Origin of the sequence: Muriicola jejuensis (assembly GCF_010671595.1) — a bacterium.
GTDB classification, from domain to species: domain Bacteria; phylum Bacteroidota; class Bacteroidia; order Flavobacteriales; family Flavobacteriaceae; genus Muriicola; species Muriicola jejuensis.
Window position 1 is genome coordinate 26,977 of record NZ_JAABOP010000006.1, and the last position, 20,041, is coordinate 47,017.

At 50.9% G+C, this 20,041-nt stretch carries 19 protein-coding genes; 3 read left to right on the top strand and 16 right to left on the bottom strand.

Features of this window, described 5'->3' with window-relative positions:
• Positions 1-42 precede the first annotated feature (42 nt).
• The gene (locus GWK09_RS14070) at positions 43-2,172 is read left to right on the top strand and encodes a carboxy terminal-processing peptidase (RefSeq protein WP_163694107.1); all 2,130 of its coding nucleotides are present in this window, start codon (positions 43-45) and stop codon (positions 2,170-2,172) included.
• Positions 2,173-2,237: 65 nt separating this feature from the next.
• Here the strand turns inward: GWK09_RS14070 and msrA are convergent, their stop codons facing one another.
• On the bottom strand, positions 2,238-2,783 hold the full coding sequence (gene msrA / locus GWK09_RS14075; protein WP_163694108.1) for a peptide-methionine (S)-S-oxide reductase MsrA: 546 nt from the start codon (positions 2,781-2,783) through the stop codon (positions 2,238-2,240).
• Positions 2,776-3,237: a peptide-methionine (R)-S-oxide reductase MsrB gene (gene msrB / locus GWK09_RS14080; protein ID WP_163694109.1), complete on the bottom strand. Its 462-nt coding sequence runs from the start codon at positions 3,235-3,237 to the stop codon at positions 2,776-2,778. Before msrB ends, msrA begins: the two co-directional genes overlap by 8 nt.
• 139 nt (positions 3,238-3,376) lie before the next feature.
• Here msrB and GWK09_RS14085 point away from each other — a divergent pair, with 139 nt between their 5' ends.
• Positions 3,377-4,183: a DNA/RNA non-specific endonuclease gene (locus GWK09_RS14085; protein WP_163694110.1), complete on the top strand. Its 807-nt coding sequence runs from the start codon at positions 3,377-3,379 to the stop codon at positions 4,181-4,183.
• Here the strand turns inward: GWK09_RS14085 and rodA are convergent.
• From rodA to miaB, 14 genes are all read right to left on the bottom strand, one after another.
• Positions 4,180-5,463: a rod shape-determining protein RodA gene (rodA, locus tag GWK09_RS14090; protein ID WP_163694111.1), complete on the bottom strand. Its 1,284-nt coding sequence runs from the start codon at positions 5,461-5,463 to the stop codon at positions 4,180-4,182. The two genes, GWK09_RS14085 and rodA, sit on opposite strands and share 4 nt — an antisense overlap.
• Entirely contained in the window at positions 5,453-7,321 is a 1,869-nt protein-coding gene (locus GWK09_RS14095; protein ID WP_163694112.1) for a peptidoglycan D,D-transpeptidase FtsI family protein, read from the bottom strand. Before GWK09_RS14095 ends, rodA begins: the two co-directional genes overlap by 11 nt.
• A complete protein-coding gene (locus GWK09_RS14100; protein ID WP_163694113.1) occupies positions 7,318-7,827 on the bottom strand; it encodes a rod shape-determining protein MreD in 510 nt (169 codons plus the stop codon). The genes GWK09_RS14095 and GWK09_RS14100 overlap by 4 nt, the downstream gene beginning before the upstream one ends.
• Complete coding sequence (gene mreC / locus GWK09_RS14105) at positions 7,817-8,635, bottom strand: rod shape-determining protein MreC (RefSeq protein WP_163694114.1); 819 nt, start codon at positions 8,633-8,635, stop codon at positions 7,817-7,819. Before mreC ends, GWK09_RS14100 begins: the two co-directional genes overlap by 11 nt.
• A 76-nt stretch (positions 8,636-8,711) precedes the next feature.
• Positions 8,712-9,740, bottom strand: coding sequence for a rod shape-determining protein (locus tag GWK09_RS14110; protein ID WP_163694115.1), 1,029 nt, complete (start codon positions 9,738-9,740; stop codon positions 8,712-8,714).
• A 59-nt stretch (positions 9,741-9,799) separates the two neighbouring features.
• Positions 9,800-11,332: a bifunctional phosphoribosylaminoimidazolecarboxamide formyltransferase/IMP cyclohydrolase gene (gene purH / locus GWK09_RS14115; protein WP_163694116.1), complete on the bottom strand. Its 1,533-nt coding sequence runs from the start codon at positions 11,330-11,332 to the stop codon at positions 9,800-9,802.
• A 92-nt stretch (positions 11,333-11,424) separates the two neighbouring features.
• Positions 11,425-11,874: a GAF domain-containing protein gene (locus tag GWK09_RS14120; protein WP_163694117.1), complete on the bottom strand. Its 450-nt coding sequence runs from the start codon at positions 11,872-11,874 to the stop codon at positions 11,425-11,427.
• 110 nt (positions 11,875-11,984) lie between these two features.
• On the bottom strand, positions 11,985-13,616 hold the full coding sequence (groL, locus tag GWK09_RS14125) for a chaperonin GroEL (RefSeq protein ID WP_163694118.1): 1,632 nt from the start codon (positions 13,614-13,616) through the stop codon (positions 11,985-11,987).
• A 62-nt stretch (positions 13,617-13,678) separates the two neighbouring features.
• Positions 13,679-13,957 (bottom strand): co-chaperone GroES, encoded by a 279-nt coding sequence (locus GWK09_RS14130; protein ID WP_163694119.1) that lies wholly within the window; start codon positions 13,955-13,957, stop codon positions 13,679-13,681.
• 141 nt (positions 13,958-14,098) lie between these two features.
• A complete protein-coding gene (gene secG / locus GWK09_RS14135; protein WP_163694120.1) occupies positions 14,099-14,455 on the bottom strand; it encodes a preprotein translocase subunit SecG in 357 nt (118 codons plus the stop codon).
• 1 nt (position 14,456) lies between these two features.
• On the bottom strand, positions 14,457-15,386 hold the full coding sequence (locus GWK09_RS14140) for a hypothetical protein (protein WP_163694121.1): 930 nt from the start codon (positions 15,384-15,386) through the stop codon (positions 14,457-14,459).
• Entirely contained in the window at positions 15,386-15,904 is a 519-nt protein-coding gene (gene lptE, locus GWK09_RS14145) for an LPS assembly lipoprotein LptE (protein WP_163694122.1), read from the bottom strand. The genes GWK09_RS14140 and lptE overlap by 1 nt, the downstream gene beginning before the upstream one ends.
• The gene (locus GWK09_RS14150) at positions 15,904-17,166 is read right to left on the bottom strand and encodes a sigma-54 interaction domain-containing protein (RefSeq protein ID WP_163694123.1); all 1,263 of its coding nucleotides are present in this window, start codon (positions 17,164-17,166) and stop codon (positions 15,904-15,906) included. The genes lptE and GWK09_RS14150 overlap by 1 nt, the downstream gene beginning before the upstream one ends.
• Complete coding sequence (gene miaB / locus GWK09_RS14155; protein ID WP_163694124.1) at positions 17,166-18,614, bottom strand: tRNA (N6-isopentenyl adenosine(37)-C2)-methylthiotransferase MiaB; 1,449 nt, start codon at positions 18,612-18,614, stop codon at positions 17,166-17,168. Before miaB ends, GWK09_RS14150 begins: the two co-directional genes overlap by 1 nt.
• A gap of 158 nt (positions 18,615-18,772) precedes the next feature.
• Between miaB and GWK09_RS14160 the strand changes: the two genes are divergently transcribed.
• The gene (locus GWK09_RS14160) at positions 18,773-20,005 is read left to right on the top strand and encodes an LVIVD repeat-containing protein (RefSeq protein ID WP_163694125.1); all 1,233 of its coding nucleotides are present in this window, start codon (positions 18,773-18,775) and stop codon (positions 20,003-20,005) included.
• The last annotated feature ends 36 nt before the right edge of the window (positions 20,006-20,041 follow it).

The window sequence follows — 20,041 nt, forward strand, 5'->3', positions numbered from 1 at the left end:
CACTGCACAAAGTCTTTTGAATCCTGTAGAAACAACATGTACATGAAGAAGAATTTGGTTTTAGGGTTTCTTGCTGTTCTGATCGCGGTGGCTTCCTGCAGCTTTACGAACAAGACCTTTGAAAATAACGACAAGGATAAACTCCTGTTAGATATCATTACCTACATCCTGGAAAAAGGGCATTATTCTCCAAAGGCGATCAATGACGATCTGTCCGTGAGCGTCTACGAGGATTTTATCGATGTTCTCGATCCTACCAAGAGGTACTTCCTGGCGGGAGATATCCAGGATTTTGAACAATATAAGTTCCAGATAGACGACCAGATCAAGAATACGGACATCTCCTTTTTCAACCTGGTAAATGAAAGGTATATGAAGCGTATCGGGGAGGTAAAAGTTCTCATCAACGAGATTCTGGATGACCCCTTTGATTACAGCGTGGAGGAATCCATCAACTCCGATTACGACAAAAGGCCCTTTACGAGTACCAGGTCAGAACTGAAGGAGCGATGGAGGCAACAACTCAAATTCTGGACCCTGAACACCTTCGACTCCAAACTGAAGGACGAGATCCAGAAGAAGAAAGACGACCCGAATTATGTGATGCTCACAGAGAAAGAGGTCGAAAAGGAGGCCCGGGACGTTACCCGGCAGACCCTGGAAGAATTCTTCGATTTCGTGGACAACATGGAGCGAAAGGACCGGTTCGCCCAGTACATCAATTCCATCGTAGACAAATTTGACCCCCACACCTCTTACTTTGCACCTGAGGACAAGGATTATTTTGACCGCCAGATCTCCGGTCGCTTCGAAGGGATAGGAGCCAGGCTTCAACCCGAACCCGAAGGAGCCAAGATCGTGGAGATCATCTCCGGGGGACCTGTATGGAGAGGACAGTTGCTCGAGGTGGGTGACGAGATCATCAAAGTGGGCCAGGAGAATGAGACCCCGGTGAACATCGTGGGTATGCCGCTGGACGATGCCGTAAAACTGATCAAGGGCCCCAAAGGGACCAAGGTATACCTCACCGTCAGAAAGGTGGATGGTACCATTGAGGAGGTGACCGTGGTTCGCGATATCGTGGAACTGGAGGAACAATACGCAAAATCTGCCAAGATCATAGACAAGGAAGACAAATTCGGTTTGATCCAGCTTCCCGGCTTCTATGCCGACTTTAAGAATTACAACGACCGGAATGCTGCAACCGATGTGGCCAGGGAGATCGAAAGGCTGAAGGAAGAAGGGATGGAAGGACTCATCCTGGACCTTCGCGATAATGGGGGAGGATCCCTGCGCACAGCCATCGATATGGCCGGTTTGTTTATCAAGGACGGGCCTGTAGTACAGGTGCGCGCTTCGGACAACGATAAGATGGTCTATGAGGACAAGGACGAAAGGGTACAGTGGGATGGACCCCTGGTGATCCTGGTCAACGAGTTTTCGGCTTCTGCTTCTGAGATCCTCGCTGCTGCCATGCAGGATTACAAGAGGGCGATCATTATCGGAAGCAATCAGACCTTTGGGAAAGGGACCGTACAAACCATGTACCCACTGGAAAATGTGGTTCACGTGAATGAGTATGGCGACCTGGGGGCGATCAAGGTGACCATCCAGAAGTTCTACAGGGTAAACGGGGAATCCAACCAGCTGGAAGGGGTGAAAAGCGACATCGTTATCCCGGACCGATACCGATACATCGTATTGGGAGAAAAAGGTCAGGCGAATGCCATGAGCTGGGATAAGATCAATCCGGCTAATTACAAGGCGTGGGATGGAAAGATAGATTTTGAAAAGATCATTGCAAACAGCAATAAGCGTATCGCCCAGAACCCCCAGGTAAGGCTTATAGAGGAAAACGCCAAATGGCTGAAGGAACAGCAGGACGAAATGACCGTCACTCTGAATTACGACCTGTACAAGGCCAGGGATAAGGCCAACAGGGAAAAATCGGATTACTTCAAACAACTGTCCGATTACGACAGTCAACTCACCTTTGAATCCCTTAAATACGAACAGGGACTCTTTGTGCAGGACACCTTACTCAGGGAGAAAAGAGAGCGATGGCACAAGAACCTGGTGAAGGACGTGTACATAGAAGAAGCAGTAAACGTGCTGAGGGACCTCAGGGAGGACCACATCAGGAACGATAAACTCGCCCATGTGAAGGGGTAGGTATCAGAAACGATTAAATCAAAAAAGGCCCTATTAAAGGGCCTTTTCTATTGGAATCATCTTCTTCATGCTTTGCCGAGTTTATCGGCGTGTAGTTTCCTGAGTTTGTTGATCTTCGGGCTGATCACATAACTGCAGTACCCCTGCCGGGGATTGTTCCTGTAGTAATTCTGGTGGTACTCCTCGGCCTCGTAAAAAGGGGCGAGCGGACTTACCTCTGTGACGATGGGCGCATCGAAGGAATCTTTGAGTTCCTCAATGACCTCCTCGGCCACCCTCTTCTGTTCCTCGTTATGGTAATAGATCACAGACCGGTACTGTGTGCCTACATCTGCCCCCTGCCGGTTAAGAGTAGTGGGGTCGTGGGTAGTCATAAAGATCACCAGCAAGTCGTGATAGGAGAGCACATCGGGGTCAAAGGAAACCTGGACCACCTCGGCATGACCGGTAAGCCCGGAACAGACCTCCCTGTAAGTGGGTCTTCCGGGGGCCTTGCCTCCCGTGTATCCGGATACGACCTTTTGCACCCCCCTGACCTCCTGCAGCACAGCCTCCGTGCACCAGAAACAGCCACCGCCGAGGGTTGCCACCTCCACCTTTGGATTACTCATGATCGGCTGTGCTTTTTAAAAGTTCAAGGGATTCGGAATTGATACAATAGCGCAGGCCGCTTGGTGCTGGCCCGTCGGGAAATACGTGCCCGAGGTGGGCATCGCAGGTATTGCACATCACCTCCACGCGCACCATGCCGTAGGAATTGTCTTTTTCGTACTTTATGGCATTTTCCTTTATGGGTTGAGTAAAGCTCGGCCATCCCGTCCCGGAATCGAATTTGATGGTGGAATCGAACAAGGGCGTACCACAGCAGACGCAGGCATACCGCCCTGCTTCATGAATACTGCAGAGGGCACCAGAATGGGGTGCTTCCGTACCTTTTTTTCTTGTGATCCTGTATTGTTCCGGGCTAAGGGATTCCCTCCATTCGGCTTCCGTTTTTTCAACCCTTCGATCGGGTTCGGGATTGCCTTGAACCGAATAATGTATGACGTCTTTCCAGGTGAGCATAAGTCTTATTGTTTTTTTGAACCTGTTTCCAGGGGGCTTAGGTAGTCGGAGAATCCCCTGAATCCTTACACTTCAAAGGTAGGTCTTCGTCCCCAGAATTCCTGTATTTTAGCAGCGTTTTAAGAACCGTAAGCAGGGCATGCGAAAATCGAAAAAGAACAAGATCATTTATTACCTGTTGCTCGTCGTGGTGGTCTTCCTGTTCTGGACGGTCGAGTACTACCTCCTCCCATCCCTGAGCAAGGATGCAAACGAGGCCCGGGCCACCCTCCCTGCATGGGTCTTACCGCGTGCGGATGCCTCGGCTGTCGTCACGCACAACTATTACACCCTGGAGTACAGTGAACTTCACGAGCAGGCCCGGTGGGTAGCCTATGCCCTCACCCGTTCACACCTTACCTCTGACGACCGTCGCAGGCCTTATTTCGAAGAGGATCCCGGGGTTAAGACCTTTTCCGCAGATTGGAGGAATTACAGAAACTCCGGCTATGACAGGGGCCACCTCTGCCCGGCAGGGGACCGCAGATTTTCGGAGGCTGCCTATAATGAGACCTTTTACACCAGCAATATCAGTCCGATGAAATCCGATTTCAACGCCGGGGTCTGGAACCGGCTGGAGATTCAGGTCCGCAACTGGGCGAGGAAGTATGATTCCCTCTATGTGATCACAGGGGGCGTACTCAGGCGTGGGCTTCCGGCCATAGGATATGAAGGGGTTACGGTTCCGCGTTTATTTTACAAGATCGTAGTGAGGCAGAATGGGAAAGACCTGGAGGCCATCGCATTTTTGATCCCGCACGGGGAAACCTCCCAGCCCCTGGAAACGTTCAGGGTCTCCATCGATCGTCTGGAAGAGGAGACGGGAATCGATTTTTTTGAATCCGTGCCGGACAGCCTGGAGAGCAAGCTGGAAGAAGGGGTAAAAGACACCTACTGGCCGTTCTAAAGCCACTCGTTGAGGCGATTTGCATCCAGTTTTAAAAAGATAAAGAGGAGGGCTGTAAAGCCGAGAAGGGAAGAACCCCCATAGCTGAAGAAGGGCAGGGGTATACCTATGGTTGGCAGGATACCCGTAACCATGCCAACATTGATAAAATAATGTATCAAAAGGATGGAAATTACGCCATATCCGTACATCCGGCTGAAATCGCTCTTCTGTCTTTCGGCCAGGTAGACGAGTCTGAGCAGCATAGCCGTGAATAATAAAACAACCGTGGCCGTGCCCATGAACCCCCATTCTTCACCCACGGTCGTAAAAATATAATCTGTATCCTGTTCCGGTACAAAATCCCCCTTGGTACGGGTCCCTTCAAGAAATCCCTTCCCAAATCCGCCCCCCGATTCTATCGCCTTTTCGGACTGGTAGGTATTATAGCCAATGGTCTTTCGGATCTCTTCCAGTTTTTCGGGATCCTTTTCCAGCCTCAGCCAGAGGCTGAAACGGTCCCGGTGTCGCTGTTCGAAGACGTTCTCAAAAACGAAGTTCACGGAGAGGGAAAATACTAAGGACAAAACAAAAAACAGGATCAGGGGAAAGAGGGGGACTTTAAACTTCGATTTTTTTACAAGAAGGAAAACAGCTATTAACAAAGCCAGGCTGATCGCAACCCAGATGGTGCCGAACATGAGGGTGGTGATAAAGATGATCACTGCCAACAGGGCAATGGTCAGATAGTACAAGGGAAGCCCTTCCCTGAAAAGAACAAATACGAGGGCCATGAAGACCAGGGCACTGCCCGGATCGGGTTGTGGGATGATCAATAATACTGGGATGAAGATGATCAGCAAGGCATAGAGCTGATCTTTTACCCTCTTGATATCGGTTTGTATGTCACTGAGGTATTTAGCCAGGGCAAGGGCTGTGGTAAATTTCGCCAGTTCTGAAGGTTGAAGGTTAAAAAAACCCAGATCGTACCAGGAAGTAGCTCCGGCAATGTTCTTCCCAAAGACGAAGAGACCGAGGAGAAGCACCATACTAATGAGGTACATCACACTTGAGAATCGCTCATAGAATTGGGCTTCCAAGTTGAGCAGAATAAAGGCAGAGATAAGGGACACCCCGACAAAAAAGAGCTGTTTCCCGTAACGCTGGCTCAGGTCGAATACAAAACTGCTTTCTTCAGAGAATGTGGTGGAATAGACGTTGACCCAGCCTATGGAAACCAGTATCAGAAAAAGGAAAATGGTTAACCAGTCTACCCTTTTAAAGACGCTTTTACCAGACATATTCGTTGATCTTGAACTCTTCCCCGCTGTAGGGCTTGGCATATTCTGCCTCCAGGGTCTTTTCCAGCATTCGTTTTTCAAGATCTGTGCGGGTGATCTCCCCTTTGAGATATTTCTCGATCAGGAGGGATGCGATATGACCTGCGTACCTCGCACCGTAGTATCCGTGCTCGATATACACGGCCAGGGCGATCTTGGGGTTGTCAACAGGCGCAAAGGCAATAAAAAGGGAGTGGTCCGTGAGCTGGGTTCTCACCCCGTCGATCTTGGTGTAATTCTCGACCGTACCGGTCTTTCCGGCAATTTCGATGCCAGGGACCTGCAGCCATTTGGCTGTACCCTGGGTGTATACATCGGCCATCCCCTGAACTACCGGTTCAAAATTCGCCTTGTCTATGGTGGTGTAATGGGGCGTTGTGAATGTGGGATCGCTGACGGGTTCTCCTCCGATCTCTTTGATGATGTGGGGGGTGAAATAGTAACCCCTGTTGGCAATGGCAGCGGTCATATTCGCCAGCTGGATGGGTGTGGCTGATACCTCCCCTTGCCCGATGGCATTGGAAATAATAAAGGAAGGCGCCCATCGGTTATCCCCGTAAACGCGGTCGTAATAGGCCTTGTCCGGAACGCGGCCCTTCCGCCCGGTAGGCAGGTCATATCCCAGATAGTCACCCAGGCCAAAGCTCTTGATGTGTTTTTCCCACACATCCATTCCTTCATCCGTAGTGGGGTACTTCTCATAGATCTTTCTGAAAGCCTGGGCAAAATAGGCATTGCAGGATTTAAAGATCCCGGTATTCATGTTTCTGAGTCCGCCCCCGCAATGGCATCCCCTTTTCTTGTTGCCGACAAAAAATCCGTTGTAGCACTGTACGGTGGTCTCCGGTCTCATCACCCCTTCCTGCAGGGCGATAAGCGCATTGAGGGTCTTGAAAGGAGATCCGGGAGAGGGCTGTGCCAGGAGGGCCCTGTCCCAGGTCGGTTTGGAGATCGTATCGTAATGAAGTTTGCTGTAGTTCGCAGATCGCTCCCTCCCGACAAGCAGGGCGGGGTCATAGGTAGGACCAGAGATCAGGGCCAGGATCTCTCCGGAAGCCGGTTCTATGGCAACGATACCCCCCCTTTTTCCGACCATGAGTTGCTCACCGTATTCCTGTAATTGTTTGTCAAGGGTCACGCGGATCTCTTTCCCCTGTTCAGGCAGGGTGTCTAGTGCTCCGTCCTTATACGGGCCGATGTCGCGGTTAAACCGGTCTTTCTGTATGAATTTAACCCCTTTAACACCCCTTAGTACCTCCTCGTATTGTTTCTCTATTCCGGTCCTTCCCGTGAGTTCCCCCTGTTTGTAGTAGGGATTTCTCTTGATGTCGGTTTCGTTTACTTCGGAGATATAGCCCAATACATTGGCCCCACTGTGAGTGTCGTAGTATCGGAGCGATCGTTTCTGGATATAAAAGCCTTCGTATTTGCGCATTTTCTCCTGCAGACGGGCGTAGTCTTCCTTGGAGAGTTGCGGTACCAGCACGGAGGGCAGGCGGGGGGAATAGATCCTTGCCTTCTGCATCCTTTCCAGGAACTTAGGTTTGTCTATTCCCAGGAGGGAACAGAATTCCAGGGTGTCGAGTGGTTTGACCTCCCTGGGGATCACCATCACATCATAAGCCGGCTGATTGGCGACCAGCAGGTCCCCGTTGCGGTCGTAAATATATCCCCTTTCGGGGTAGTCGTAGATCGCCTGTACGGCGGAATCCTCAAGGATCTGGTTAGGGGCGGTGCGAAAGATCTGCAAATAGGAAAGCCTGCCTATAAAGGTAATTCCTATGATCACAATGATGGAAGAAAGCAGGAACTTTTTCATTCTTTCTCTGCACTAAAAAGCGTTATCATCAAAATACCCAGCACCAGGGTACCTAAGCCGGTAAAGACTATTTTTTTCAAAAGTAATAGCAAATGGGACAAACTAAAAATCTCCAGTAAAAAGAAGATGGTATGGTGCCCCAGTATTAAGAACGTCAAAAACGCAATTTGTTGTGCCCGTGTGGTGTTGCTGAGTTTAAAACTCTGGAATTCGTAATTCACCCCGAAGACAAAGCGCATGATGGTAGGTCTGAAAAAGGCCATGGTGGCACAGGCCACGGCATGGAAGGCCAGGGTGTCCGAAAAGACGTCTATCGCCAGTCCCAGGATAAAACAAATGATGATAAAGACACTCCTGCGCTGTTTAATGGGATACCAGTAGAGGAAGAGGATATAGACCATGGGGTTGATAAACCCAAGAAAATTCAGCCTGTTGAAGATGAGCACCTGGGCCAGCACCAGGAGCAGGAATCTGAGTCCGTTCTGAAGGTACAGGTTATTGGTCATCGTTTATCTTTTCTTCCAGAAGGCGTATCTCCTCGCTGTTCCTGTTGCTGATGATATAGACGTTTTTAAGATTGGTCATGTCATTGAACAGGGCCACATCTATTTCGTAAAAACTATCCGAATTTTCCAGGTCGATCCTTTGAATGGTCCCTATGGGGATATTCTCAGGGAAAATACTGGACATCGCCCCGGTGACGATCGTATCTCCTATGTTCAGGGGGACGATCCGCGGGATATCCTCTAGCTGGACGACGTCATAACGATCCGTATTCCAAGTGAGGGATCCAAAATTATTGGTATTCTTGATCTTCGCATTGATGTTGGAACGAGTGTTCAGCAGGCTCTGAACGGCCGAAAATCGATCCGTGGTGTATTCCACGATTCCCAGGACACCCATGGAGGTTACCACGCCCATATCCTGTTTTACGCCATTGGTAGTTCCCTTGTTCAGGGTGATATAGTTGTTGCGCAGGGCATAACTGTTCTTAATAATCCTTGCAGGGATCACCTGGTAAGGAAAAGAATCCGTTGCCGCCCCGGCAACAGTAAGATCAGCGGAATTGTACAACAATTTCTTCAGTCGGGTGTTTTCCTCCACCAGCCGATCGTTCTCTTCCCTCAGGCCAAAGTAGCCCGTGATATCCGACTGGGTTTTGTAGATGCTCCCGCTCAGCCAGTTGGCTGAATTCAGGAACCTCGATTGGTGATAGGAATGGGACTTTATGCTCATGGCCATCCCCAGGGTAAGTAAAAACAGGTAGAGCAGGGTAGTCTTGTTGCGTAGGATAAAATTGATAATCTGTTGCATGCGCTTTTCCTGTTGGATGCTCCCATCCCTTCCGGACATCCCGCTTCAAGGCAGCAGAAGGATTTGGTTCCGGGATTTACTTGATGAGAATACTCTTGTAGCGTTCTAAATTCTTCAGGGCGATTCCGGTACCACGCACTACGGCCCTCAATGGGTCTTCAGCAATGTAAACGGGCAGGTCGGTTTTCTGGGAAAGCCTGCGGTCCAGTCCCCTGAGCATGGAACCCCCTCCTGCCAGGTAGATCCCGGTATTGTATATATCCGCGGCCAGCTCTGGAGGGGTCTGTGATAAGGTCTCCATAACGGCATCTTCCACCCTGAGGATGGATTTGTCGAGGGCCTTGGCGATCTCCCTGAAAGTGATCTGCACCTGCTTGGGTTTTCCGGTGAGCAGGTCCCTTCCCTGTACAGACATCTCATCCGGCGGTGATTGAAGGTCCTCCGTGGCAGAACCTATCTTGATCTTGATGTTTTCGGCGGTGGTCTCACCCACATAGAGGTTGTGCTGTGTCCTCATGTAGTAGATGATATCGTTGGTGAATACGTCTCCCGCGATCTTGACCGATTTGTCGCAGACGATCCCCCCAAGGGCGATCACGGCGATCTCCGTGGTACCCCCTCCGATATCGACGATCATATTGCCCTTGGGCTGCATGATGTCCAGACCGATCCCGATGGCCGCAGCCATGGGTTCATGGATGAGGTATACTTCCTTTCCGTTTACCCGCTCCGCAGATTCCTTTACCGCCCGCATTTCCACTTCGGTGATGCCCGAAGGGATGCAGATGACCATTCTCAGGGCCGGTGGGAACCATTTTTTCTTCAGGGCAGGAATGTTCTTGATGAACATATTGATCATTTTCTCCGAGGCGTCGAAATCAGCGATCACCCCATCCTTCAACGGACGTATGGTCTTGATATTCTCGTGGGTCTTACCCTGCATCTGGTTGGCTTCCCGCCCAACAGCAATGATCTTTCCGGTGATCCTGTCCCTGGCTACAATGGAAGGACTGTCAACCACTACCTTGTCGTTATGTATGATCAGGGTATTGGCAGTTCCGAGGTCGATCGCAATCTCCTCCGTTAAAAAATCAAAAAATCCCATCGTGAGTGTTTAGTTTGGTTCGGATAAACGGGTGCATTTTATCGACAAAAGTAGTAAAATTAATGTTTAAAATGACGCGTGCCCGTCATTACCATTGCAATTTGATTTTCGTCGCAATAATCGATACTCAGCTGGTCTTTTATAGATCCCCCGGGCTGTATCACACTGCTGATCCCGCTCTTGTGTGCGATCTCCACGCAATCCGGGAAAGGGAAGAAGGCGTCACTGGCCATGACGGCCCCGTCCAGGTCGAAGTTGAAGGATCGCGCCTTGTGCACGGCCTGGTTCAGTGCGTCTACCCGTGAGGTCTGACCCGTACCGCTGGCGCAGAGCTGCTTGTTCTTGGCCAGGACGATGGTGTTGGATTTGGTATGCTTGCAGAGTTTGGAGGCAAAGATCAGGTCTTCCAATTCCCGATCAGATGGTTTTTTCTTCGTCGCATAGGTCAGGCCTTCCCTGGAATCCGTGATGTGGTCCTTCTCCTGTACCAGCACTCCGTTCAGGCAGGTGCGAACCAGGGTCTCGGGCAGGGCAACCTCCTTCTGCACCAGAAGGATACGGTTTTTCTTGCCCTTCAGGATGGTCAGGGCTTCTTCCGAAAAAGCAGGGGCGATCACTACCTCGCAGAACAGCTGGTGGATCTCTTCGGCCGTTTTCGCGTCGATCGCCACGTTGCTGATGAGAATCCCCCCGAAGGCGGAGACAGGGTCTCCCGCCAGGGCATCCACATAGGCCTGATGGATTGTGTCCCTGGTGGCCAGCCCACACGCATTGTTGTGTTTCAGGATGGCAAAGGTGGGGTCGTCATTCCGGAATTCGGACATGAGGTTCACTGCGGCATCCACGTCCAGCAGGTTATTGTAAGAGAGTTCCTTCCCGTGCAACTTGGTGAACATGGCGTCGAAGTCCCCGAAGAAGAATCCCTTCTGGTGAGGGTTCTCCCCATACCGGAGTACCTGGCCTTTGGTCTCACTGATCTTAAGGGAGGAGATCCCGTGATCCCTGTTAAAGTAATTGAAGATAGCCGTATCGTAGTGGGAGGAGACATTGAAGGCCTTGGCCGCAAAGGATTTCCTCTGAGAGAGGGTGGTGCTGCCCTTGCCTTCGGTGATCAGACTGAGGAATTCCCTATAGTCCTCCATGGAAGAGACACAGAGTACGTCCTTGAAATTCTTGGCCGCCGCCCTGATCAGGGAAATACCGCCAATATCTATCTTTTCGATGATATCCTGTTCCGAAGCCCCTGAAGCTACCGTTTTCTCAAAGGGATAGAGGTCTACGATCACGATATCGAGCTGGGGAATGTCGAATTTCTCCAACTGGGCCACATCCCCCTGGTTGTCCTGACGGTTCAGGATGCCCCCGAACACCTTGGGATGCAAGGTTTTTACCCTTCCCCCCAGGATGGAAGGATAACTCGTGACCTGTTCTACGGGAATGACCTCTAATCCCAGGGAGCGTATGAAAGATTCCGTACCCCCCGTTGAGTACATGGTAATGCCCAGCTCGTGGAACTTTTTTACAATGGGTTCAAGGCCGTCCTTGTGGAAGACGGAGATCAGTGCGGATTTGGCTTTTTTGGCAGTGCCCATATCTATAGTGTTTAATTGTCTGACCAGGGCTTCAAAGATACCTTTTTACGGCCTAAGGAAGTCCCTGTCTTATCAACAAAAAAGGGTAAGTTTTAAAGAATTTTGGCCACTTCGGCATTGACGAATTCCAGGAAGCGTTCATCCTCTTCCGTGAAGGGATCCGGAGTTTCCGAATCGATGTCGATCTGCCCTATGTTCTTCCCGTTTACGAAGAGGGGAATGACGATCTCGGATTTGACCGTAAGACTGCAGGCGATGTAATTGTCCTGGGCCGAGACATCGGGGACCACGAAGTTGGCATTGCTCAGGGCTACCTGTCCGCAGATCCCCTTGCCGAACGGGATGATCGTATGGTCTGTGGGTGCCCCCGCATAAGGTCCCAGTTTCAATTCCTCCTTGTCCCCGTTTCTGAAATAGAACCCCACCCAGTCGTAATGGGGTACCTCTGTCTTCAGGAAGGTACAAAGGCTTTTCAATCGATCCTCCACAGCACCCTCTTTTCCAAGGATGGATCTTACTTCAGGCTTCAGGCGTTCTAACATGTTCTTTTTTTTGCAAAAATAGGAATTACTCCCCTTTGAATGAGGGCTTGTAAAAGAAAAAGCCACTGGTTTTCTCAGTGGCTTTCTCCGTATTGTGACTTCCTTCAGGATTACATCATACCGGGCATTCCGCCTCCTCCCATGGGGGGTCCTGCAGGGGTATCTTCCTTGATATCTGTCAGGGCACACTCCGTAGTGAGGATCATGCCTGCCACGGAAGCGGCGTTTTCCAGAGCGATACGGGTCACCTTCTTGGGGTCGATGATCCCGGCCTTCATCATATCCACGTATTTCTCGGTCTTGGCGTCATAACCGAAGTCGCCTTTCCCGTCGAATACCTTGGCAACGACCACAGAGCCTTCGCCTCCGGCGTTCTCCACGATGGTGCGGAGGGGCGATTCGATGGCCCTGGATACGATCTGCAATCCGGTGGCCTCATCCGCATTCTCAGTCTGTACTTTGGTGAGGGCGGCCTGGGCACGGATAAAGGCTACACCTCCACCGGCTACGATACCTTCTTCCACGGCTGCACGGGTAGCGTGCAGGGCGTCATCCACCCTGTCTTTCTTCTCTTTCATTTCCACTTCAGAGGCAGCACCTACGTAGAGTACTGCGACACCGCCGGCGAGTTTTGCCAGACGCTCCTGTAATTTTTCCTTGTCGTAATCCGAGGTCGTGGTCTCGATCTGAGCCTTGATCTGGTTTACACGGGTCTTAATGTCCTTGGCATTGCCAGCCCCGTTTACGATGGTGGTATTGTCTTTGTCAATGGTGACTTTCTCACAGCTGCCGAGCATGTCGAGGGTGGCATTCTCCAGAGAGAATCCTCTTTCCTCGGAGATCACGGTACCCTTGGTCAGGATCGCGATGTCTTCCAGCATGGCCTTCCTTCGGTCTCCGAATCCCGGTGCTTTTACTGCGGCGATCTTCAGGGATCCCCTTAGTTTGTTAACTACCAGAGTGGCCAGGGCTTCCCCGTCCACATCTTCTGATATGATCAACAGGGGTTTACCGGATTGTGCCACAGGCTCCAGTACAGGAAGGAGGTCCTTCATGGTGGAGATCTTCTTGTCGTAGAGCAGGATGTAAGGATTGTCCAGATTCGCGATCATTTTTTCGGAATCGGTAACAAAGTAGGGGGAGAGGTAACCTCTGTCAAACTGCATACCTTCCACTACATCCACATAGGTATCCGTTCCTTTGGCCTCTTCCACGGTGATGACTCCCTCTTTTCCAACCTTGTTGAAAGCCTGAGCGATCAGATCCCCTATGGTCTCATCGTTGTTGGCGGAAATGGCAGCAACCTGCTTGATCTTTTCTGAGGAATCACCTACTTTTTTAGCTTGCTTGGTAAGGTTATTCACAATGGCTTCAACGGCCTTGTCAATACCCCTTTTGAGGTCCATGGGATTCGCCCCGGCAGCCACGTTCTTCAATCCTTCCTTTACAATGGCCTGGGCCAGGACCGTTGCGGTGGTCGTACCGTCACCGGCCAGATCATTGGTCTTGGAAGCTACTTCCTTCACCATCTGAGCACCCATGTTCTCCAGGGCGTCTGCCAGTTCGATCTCCTTGGCCACGGTTACACCATCCTTGGTCACCTGAGGTGCCCCGAAGGATTTGCTCACGATCACGTTTCTTCCTTTCGGTCCAAGGGTGACCTTTACGGCATTGGCGAGGGCATCCACACCACGCTTTAATCCGTCTCTTGCTTCTATATCAAACTTTATATCTTTTGCCATAATGCTGTGTTGTTTTTTGTTTTCGTTCGCAGGGAGTATATATGACCTCCCTCAGGTTTGGTTTATATGATCGCCAGAATGTCGCTTTCGCGCATCATCAGATAGTCTTTGCCGTCAAATTTCAGCTCTGTACCGGCATATTTCCCATAGAGGACGGTATCGCCAACTTTAACAGTGACCTTCTCATCCTTGGTGCCCGGACCAACGGCCACGACCTTTCCTTTTTGTGGTTTTTCTTTTGCAGTATCGGGGATGATCAACCCGGAGGCAGTCTTGGTTTCTGCTGCCATAGGTTCAATGAGAACCCGGTCTGCTAATGGTTTGATGTTAAGTTTAGCCATATGTGTATTTTTTTAATTTTTAAAATTCCGATTTAACATGGCAGAAATTATGCCAAGCGCCAAAAACTGACAGTTTGTAAAATGAAAATGCCAGCTTGTCATCTGAGCTGGCATTTTTGTTAGGTTTCCTGTTTCGATCTGCTACTGGATCGTATCCAGAGGGGTAGCTGTATCGGTGGGAACGACCTCTTCAGGTACGGTCTCCGGAACAGCATTCTCTATATCGTCTCCCTGCAGGAGTTTGGAATCTGCTTCCCCGAAGTTGCCTTTGAGGGCCACGTTAGAGAGGAGTATCAGGACGATCAGCAAACTGGCCAGTGTCCAGGTGCTCTTATCCAGAAAATCCCCCGTCTTTTTAACCCCTCCTACAACCTGGGTTCCGCCTCCGCCAAAAGAGGAGGACAATCCGCCTCCTTTAGGGTTTTGTACCATGACCACCAGTACCAGGAGGAAACAGACCACTATGATCAGGATCATGAATATCGTAAATGTGCTCATCTCAAGAATTTTCCTTTTGTAACTGCTTTACCGCTTTAATTCGGCTTGCAAAGAAACTACTTTTTTCCGGATATTTCAAACTTAATATTTTGTAAGCCTGCAGGGCTTTCTTGTACTTTTTTTGCTCCAGGTAGACCTTTGCGAGGGTCTCGGTCATCAACTCCTCCGAATCGATCTTCTGAGATCCTTTGATATCCACCGGGGTGTGCTCCTTTTCCTGGGGAACGATCTTCGGATTCTCCTCCAGGAAGCGATCAATGAGTTCGAATTTCTTCTTCTTTTCTGATTCCTCCGGTATGGGAAATTCCATATCTCCTGGGATATCCGCTGATTTTTTCGGGACCTTCTTGCCGGTCTTCTGCGGCTTGACCGAACTCAGCTGCAACCATTCCAAAAAGGAGTGTTTCTCGTTCCGTTGGAACGGAAGGGGTGTACCCAGCTCAAGTTCCTTTTCGGCAGCTTCCCGTTCCCTCGCAAGTGTCTTGTCGATCTCAGGATCTTTTGAGGCAAAAAGGGCCGGATCCAGTATATCCTCTGCATCCCTGCTGTTTCTGGGCAGAGGGGCATCCGGGGATTCTTCCAGCATAGGGGCCGGGCTTTCTTCCCCTGCTTCCACTGCTTCTGCCTCCACTTCTGTGGCTTCCAGGGCAGCTGTTTTACCTGAGATCGCATCCGCAATGGAATTCTGCAGGAACTCCGGGGAAGTGATCAGATCAAAGAGGACATCCCGATCTGCTGTATACGCGGCAGTTACTTTCAGGGCATTGTTGTAGCGAAAGCTGTTCAGGTTCTTCAGGCCCTTCAGTTGCAGGGCTCTTGCCGCCTGAAAATAGGGGTATTCCTTTACCACCTCTTCCAGCTGACGGGTCTGGACGGGGTCCACCACCTTGTCTGGGTTCTGCAGGAGATATGTAAAGTCCGTTACCTTCATTACCAGTCGGCCAGAGATTCGTTAAAGATGTCCTGATTGATCCGCTCAAAGATCACCTGGTGGGCCTCGTCCCTGACGGAGGCGAGCTGGGCCGTGGCCGGATAGTCGAAAAAGAAGGAAAACCTCTTCTCAAATTCGGCTCCTTCCTTGGTCTTGTTGAAGAATCTCACGTTCACCGAAATGCTGAGTCGGTTCTGTGCTGCCCGCTGTTCGGCCGTGGCCGACATGGGCGAAATCCTGTATTCCACGATCTCCCCTTCGTAGACCAGGTCGCCGTTGGCCGAGACCAGGTCGAGGCTCGTCTGATTCAGGATGAGGTCCTGAAGGGAGAGGGTGTATTCCCGGTCAAGGCCGGGATCAAAGACCGAGCCCGGGCTCTGGGAGGCGTAATTCTGAAAATAGTTCACCGTAAAGGTCTTGGCGGTTCCCACGTCCCCTCCGGTAAAATTGTAGACCCCGCAACCATTCAGGAGCAGGAATATGGCAAAGAGGAAGGATGTAAATATTCTTTTGTTCACTACAGGTCGTACTGTTTGATTTTTCGATAAAGGGTCCTTTCCGAGATCCCCAGTTCTGAGGCAGCCGCTTTTCGTTTTCCCCGGTTTCGCTCCAGGGATTTTTTGATGAGTTCGATCTCCTTTTCCTGTAAAGATAAGGTTTCTTCCTCTTCGATCTCCTCGGCAAAATGGTACTTGTCTTCCTGAACCGGCTCAACGGGTTTTTCCACCCTGTGCTCATGGGGGGGCAGCAACTCCACCGCACTGCTGTTTTCCTCTTTCCTGCTGCCTTCTTTCCCGTAGATCTTCCGGATAAGGGTTTCGTTCTCCTCCTGTACCTTTTCAGAGTCTTCTGCGTGGAGCAGTTCCAGGGTCAGTTTTTTGAGGTCGTTCAGGTCGGCCTTCATATCGAACAGGACTTTGTAGAGGATCTCTCTTTCATTGCTGAAATCTCCTTTCCGGGATTGTTGCTCCACCACGGCAGGAAGGTTGGAATCGCTCGCATGGGGCAGGTAACCGTTTAGGGTCTCGGGGGAGACGGAACGGCTCTCCTCCAGGACAGAGATCTGCTCGGCCACGTTTCTGAGCTGGCGGATGTTCCCGGGCCAGCGGTATTTTTCCAGCAGTTGTACTGCGTCGTCCTCCAGGCGGATGGTAGGCATCTTGTATTTCTGGCTGAAATCAGAGGCGAATTTGCGGAAAAGCAAATGGATGTCGTCCTTCCGCTCTCTTAAGGGGGGGATGTTGATATCGACGGTGCTTAGCCGGTAATAGAGATCTTCCCTGAACTTCCCTTTTTTGATCGCCTCTATCATATTGAGGTTGGTCGCAGCCACGATACGCACATTAGTCTTCTGTACCTGGGACGACCCCACTTTCAGGAATTCCCCGTTCTCGAGGATACGCAGCAATCTCACCTGAGTGGTCAGGGGGAGTTCCCCTACCTCATCCAGGAAGATGGTCCCCCCGTCGGCCACCTCGAAGTAGCCGCTGCGGGTCTGGGTGGCACCCGTAAAGGCACCTTTCTCATGCCCGAAAAGCTCACTGTCTATGGTTCCTTCGGGGATGGCTCCGCAGTTCACGGCTATGTATTTGGCGTGCTTGCGGTGTGAGAGGGAATGGATGATCTTTGGAACGGCTTCCTTCCCGACCCCGCTTTCCCCTGTGACCAGCACGGAGATATCCGTAGGGGCCACCTGTATGGCCTTCTCAAGGGCCCTGTTGAGTTTGGGGTCATTGCCAATGATACCAAAACGCTGCTTTATGGCTTGTACACTTTCCATCAATTGTAATTTTCTACGGGCCCCACAGCCTCACCCAGGAGGGTGGCGGAGGTACAGTCATGGATTTTTACCATGACCAACTGCCCTACCTTGTAGTCTTCCTTCGGGAATACCACCACGGTATTTCCCGACGTCCTGCCCATCCAGTGGGCGTCCGATTTCTTTGAAGGCCCTTCTATCAATACCTCTTCGGTCTTGCCGACATGCTGGGAAGTGCGGTACAGGCTGTGTTTCTGCTGCAGGGCGATGATTTCCTGCAACCTCCTCTTCTTGACCGCATCGGGGATGTCATCTTCGAGTTTTCTGGCGGCCAGCGTACCGGGTCTTTCCGAATAGGCAAACATAAAGCCGAAGTCGTATTTCACGTACTCCATGAGCGAAAGCGTTTCCAGGTGGTCTTCCTCCGTTTCTCCTGGAAATCCCGCGATCATGTCCTGGCTGATCCCGCAATCGGGGATGATCCTCCTGATATCGTCTATGAGCTGCATGTACTCCTCCCTGGTGTGCAAGCGGTTCATGGCCTTCAGGATGCGGTTGCTTCCGCTCTGTACCGGCAGGTGGATATAATTGCAGATATTTTTGTATTTGGCCATGGTCCTGACCACATCCAGTGACATATCCTGTGGGTTGGAGGTGGAAAAGCGGATCCTCATTCCCGGCTGGGCTTCTGCCACCAGGGCCAGCAGACCGGCGAAGTTGACCGCCGTGGCCTTCTGTATTTCTGAGGCCTTGTCAAAGTCTTTTTTGAGTCCGCCCCCATACCAGAGGTAGCTGTCGACGTTTTGCCCCAAAAGGGTCACTTCCCTGTACCCCTGTTCCCAGAGCTCGTTTACTTCCTGAACCACGGATTGCGGATCCCGGCTGCGTTCTCTGCCACGGGTGAACGGAACCACACAGAAGGTGCACATATTGTCGCACCCACGAGTGATGGAGACAAAGGCGGTAACGCCGTTGGAGTTGAGGCGAACGGGGGCAACGTCCCCGTAGGTCTCCTCTTTGGAAAGGATGACATTTACCGCATTGCGGCCTTCGTCTACCTCCCGCACCAGATTGGGAAGGTCCTTGTATGCGTCGGGGCCAACCACCATATCCACGATCTTCTCTTCCTCCAGCAGCTGACTTTTCAGTCGCTCAGCCATACAGCCGAGTACTCCCACTTTCATATGGGGCCTGTTCTTTTTGACGGCATTGTATTTTTCGAGTCGCCTCCTCACCGTGGTCTCCGCTTTCTCTCTGATAGAGCAGGTGTTGACCAGGACGAGATCTGCATCCTCCAGCTCAGAGGTGGTCTGGAACCCTTCCCCCGCCAGGATGGAAGCCACGATCTCACTGTCAGAGAAATTCATCTGGCACCCGTAGCTCTCTATGTACAATTTGCGGCCTTCCTTCCCTTCCCCTGCGATCATCGTCGGAGAACCCTGTACGCTTTCGTCTATTATTTTATCCATACCCATAGGCTGCTGCCCTTGTGTTTTAAGGATCGCAAAGATAACACAATATCCTTTTTTATGACAATTTGGCAGGTGAATATTTTCATAAAACAAGACGCAACTCGGGGGTTTGGAACGTATCTATAGAGTAACCTTACCCAATTAATATACATCCTATGAAAACCCTGAAATCCCTGCTTGCACTTCTGGCGCTCACCGGTCTGTTGTCCTGTTCTGAGGACGACCCCGGAAAATATGCGGACTACCTCGTTGCCAGACCTCTGACCGTATCCCTGGAGGAATTCAGGAATGGGGTTGATGTGATCGCCCCCATCCCCATGGATGAATCCGGAAAGATCTACGCCTATCAGGACCTAATTTTTGTCAACGATAAATACAAAGGGGTGCATGTGATCGACAACAGTAACCCCTCTTCCCCCAGGAAGGTGGCCTTTATCAAGATCGCCGGGAACGTCGATATTTCCGTGAAGGACAATTACCTCTATGCAGACAGCCTGACGGATCTGATCGTCCTGGACATTTCGGACATCGATAATATACAGATCGTGAACCGCCTGGAAAATGTGCTCAGGGACAATGTGATCTGGCCTATGGAAGCCGATATTTTTGAATACGACGACTGGGGAAATCCCGATCAGGTACTGATCGGCTGGGAAGTAACTACGGAACGCCGCCTGGTAGAGGAAGTTCAGATGCGATTTGAAAATGTCCTCATGATGGATGCAGCAGCCAACAGCATAGGGCAGGGGGGATCCCTGGCCCGTTTTATGATCGTTGGGGATTACCTGTATGCGGTTGACAACCATATGATCAACGTTTTTGATATCACGGACCTGGGCAACCCCAGTGACCTGGAGGACGTCTATGCCGGGTTCGATATAGAGACTATCTTTAACCAGGGAAACCATCTGTTTTTGGGAAGCCGCAGCGGCATGTACATCTATGACATCACCAATCCATCCCAACCCGGTTTCGTTTCTGAGTTCCAGCATGGGACGGCCTGTGATCCCGTGGTCGTGGACGGCGACTATGCCTATGTTACCCTAAGGGGCGGGAATATGTGCGGGGCCACCGAAAGCGGTCTCTTTGTGATCGATATCACAGATCTCACCAATCCAGAACTGCTTTCTACCTATCCCATGGAAGAGCCTTACGGCCTGGGGGTGAAAGATAACAGGTTGTTCGTTTGCGACGGCAGCTTTGGCCTGAAGGTCTTTGATAAATCGAATGTCCCCGACCTGGTGCCCGTGCAGCATTTTAGGGATATCACCACCTTCGACGTCATTCCCCTGCAGCAGCACCTCCTCATGATAGGGGAAGAGGTTTTGTATCAGTATACATATAATGATACGGGGCTGGACCTGATCAGCACCTTTTCCTTAAACTGATCCCGGATACCCCCTGCAGGAGAAGTAGTGGGGAAA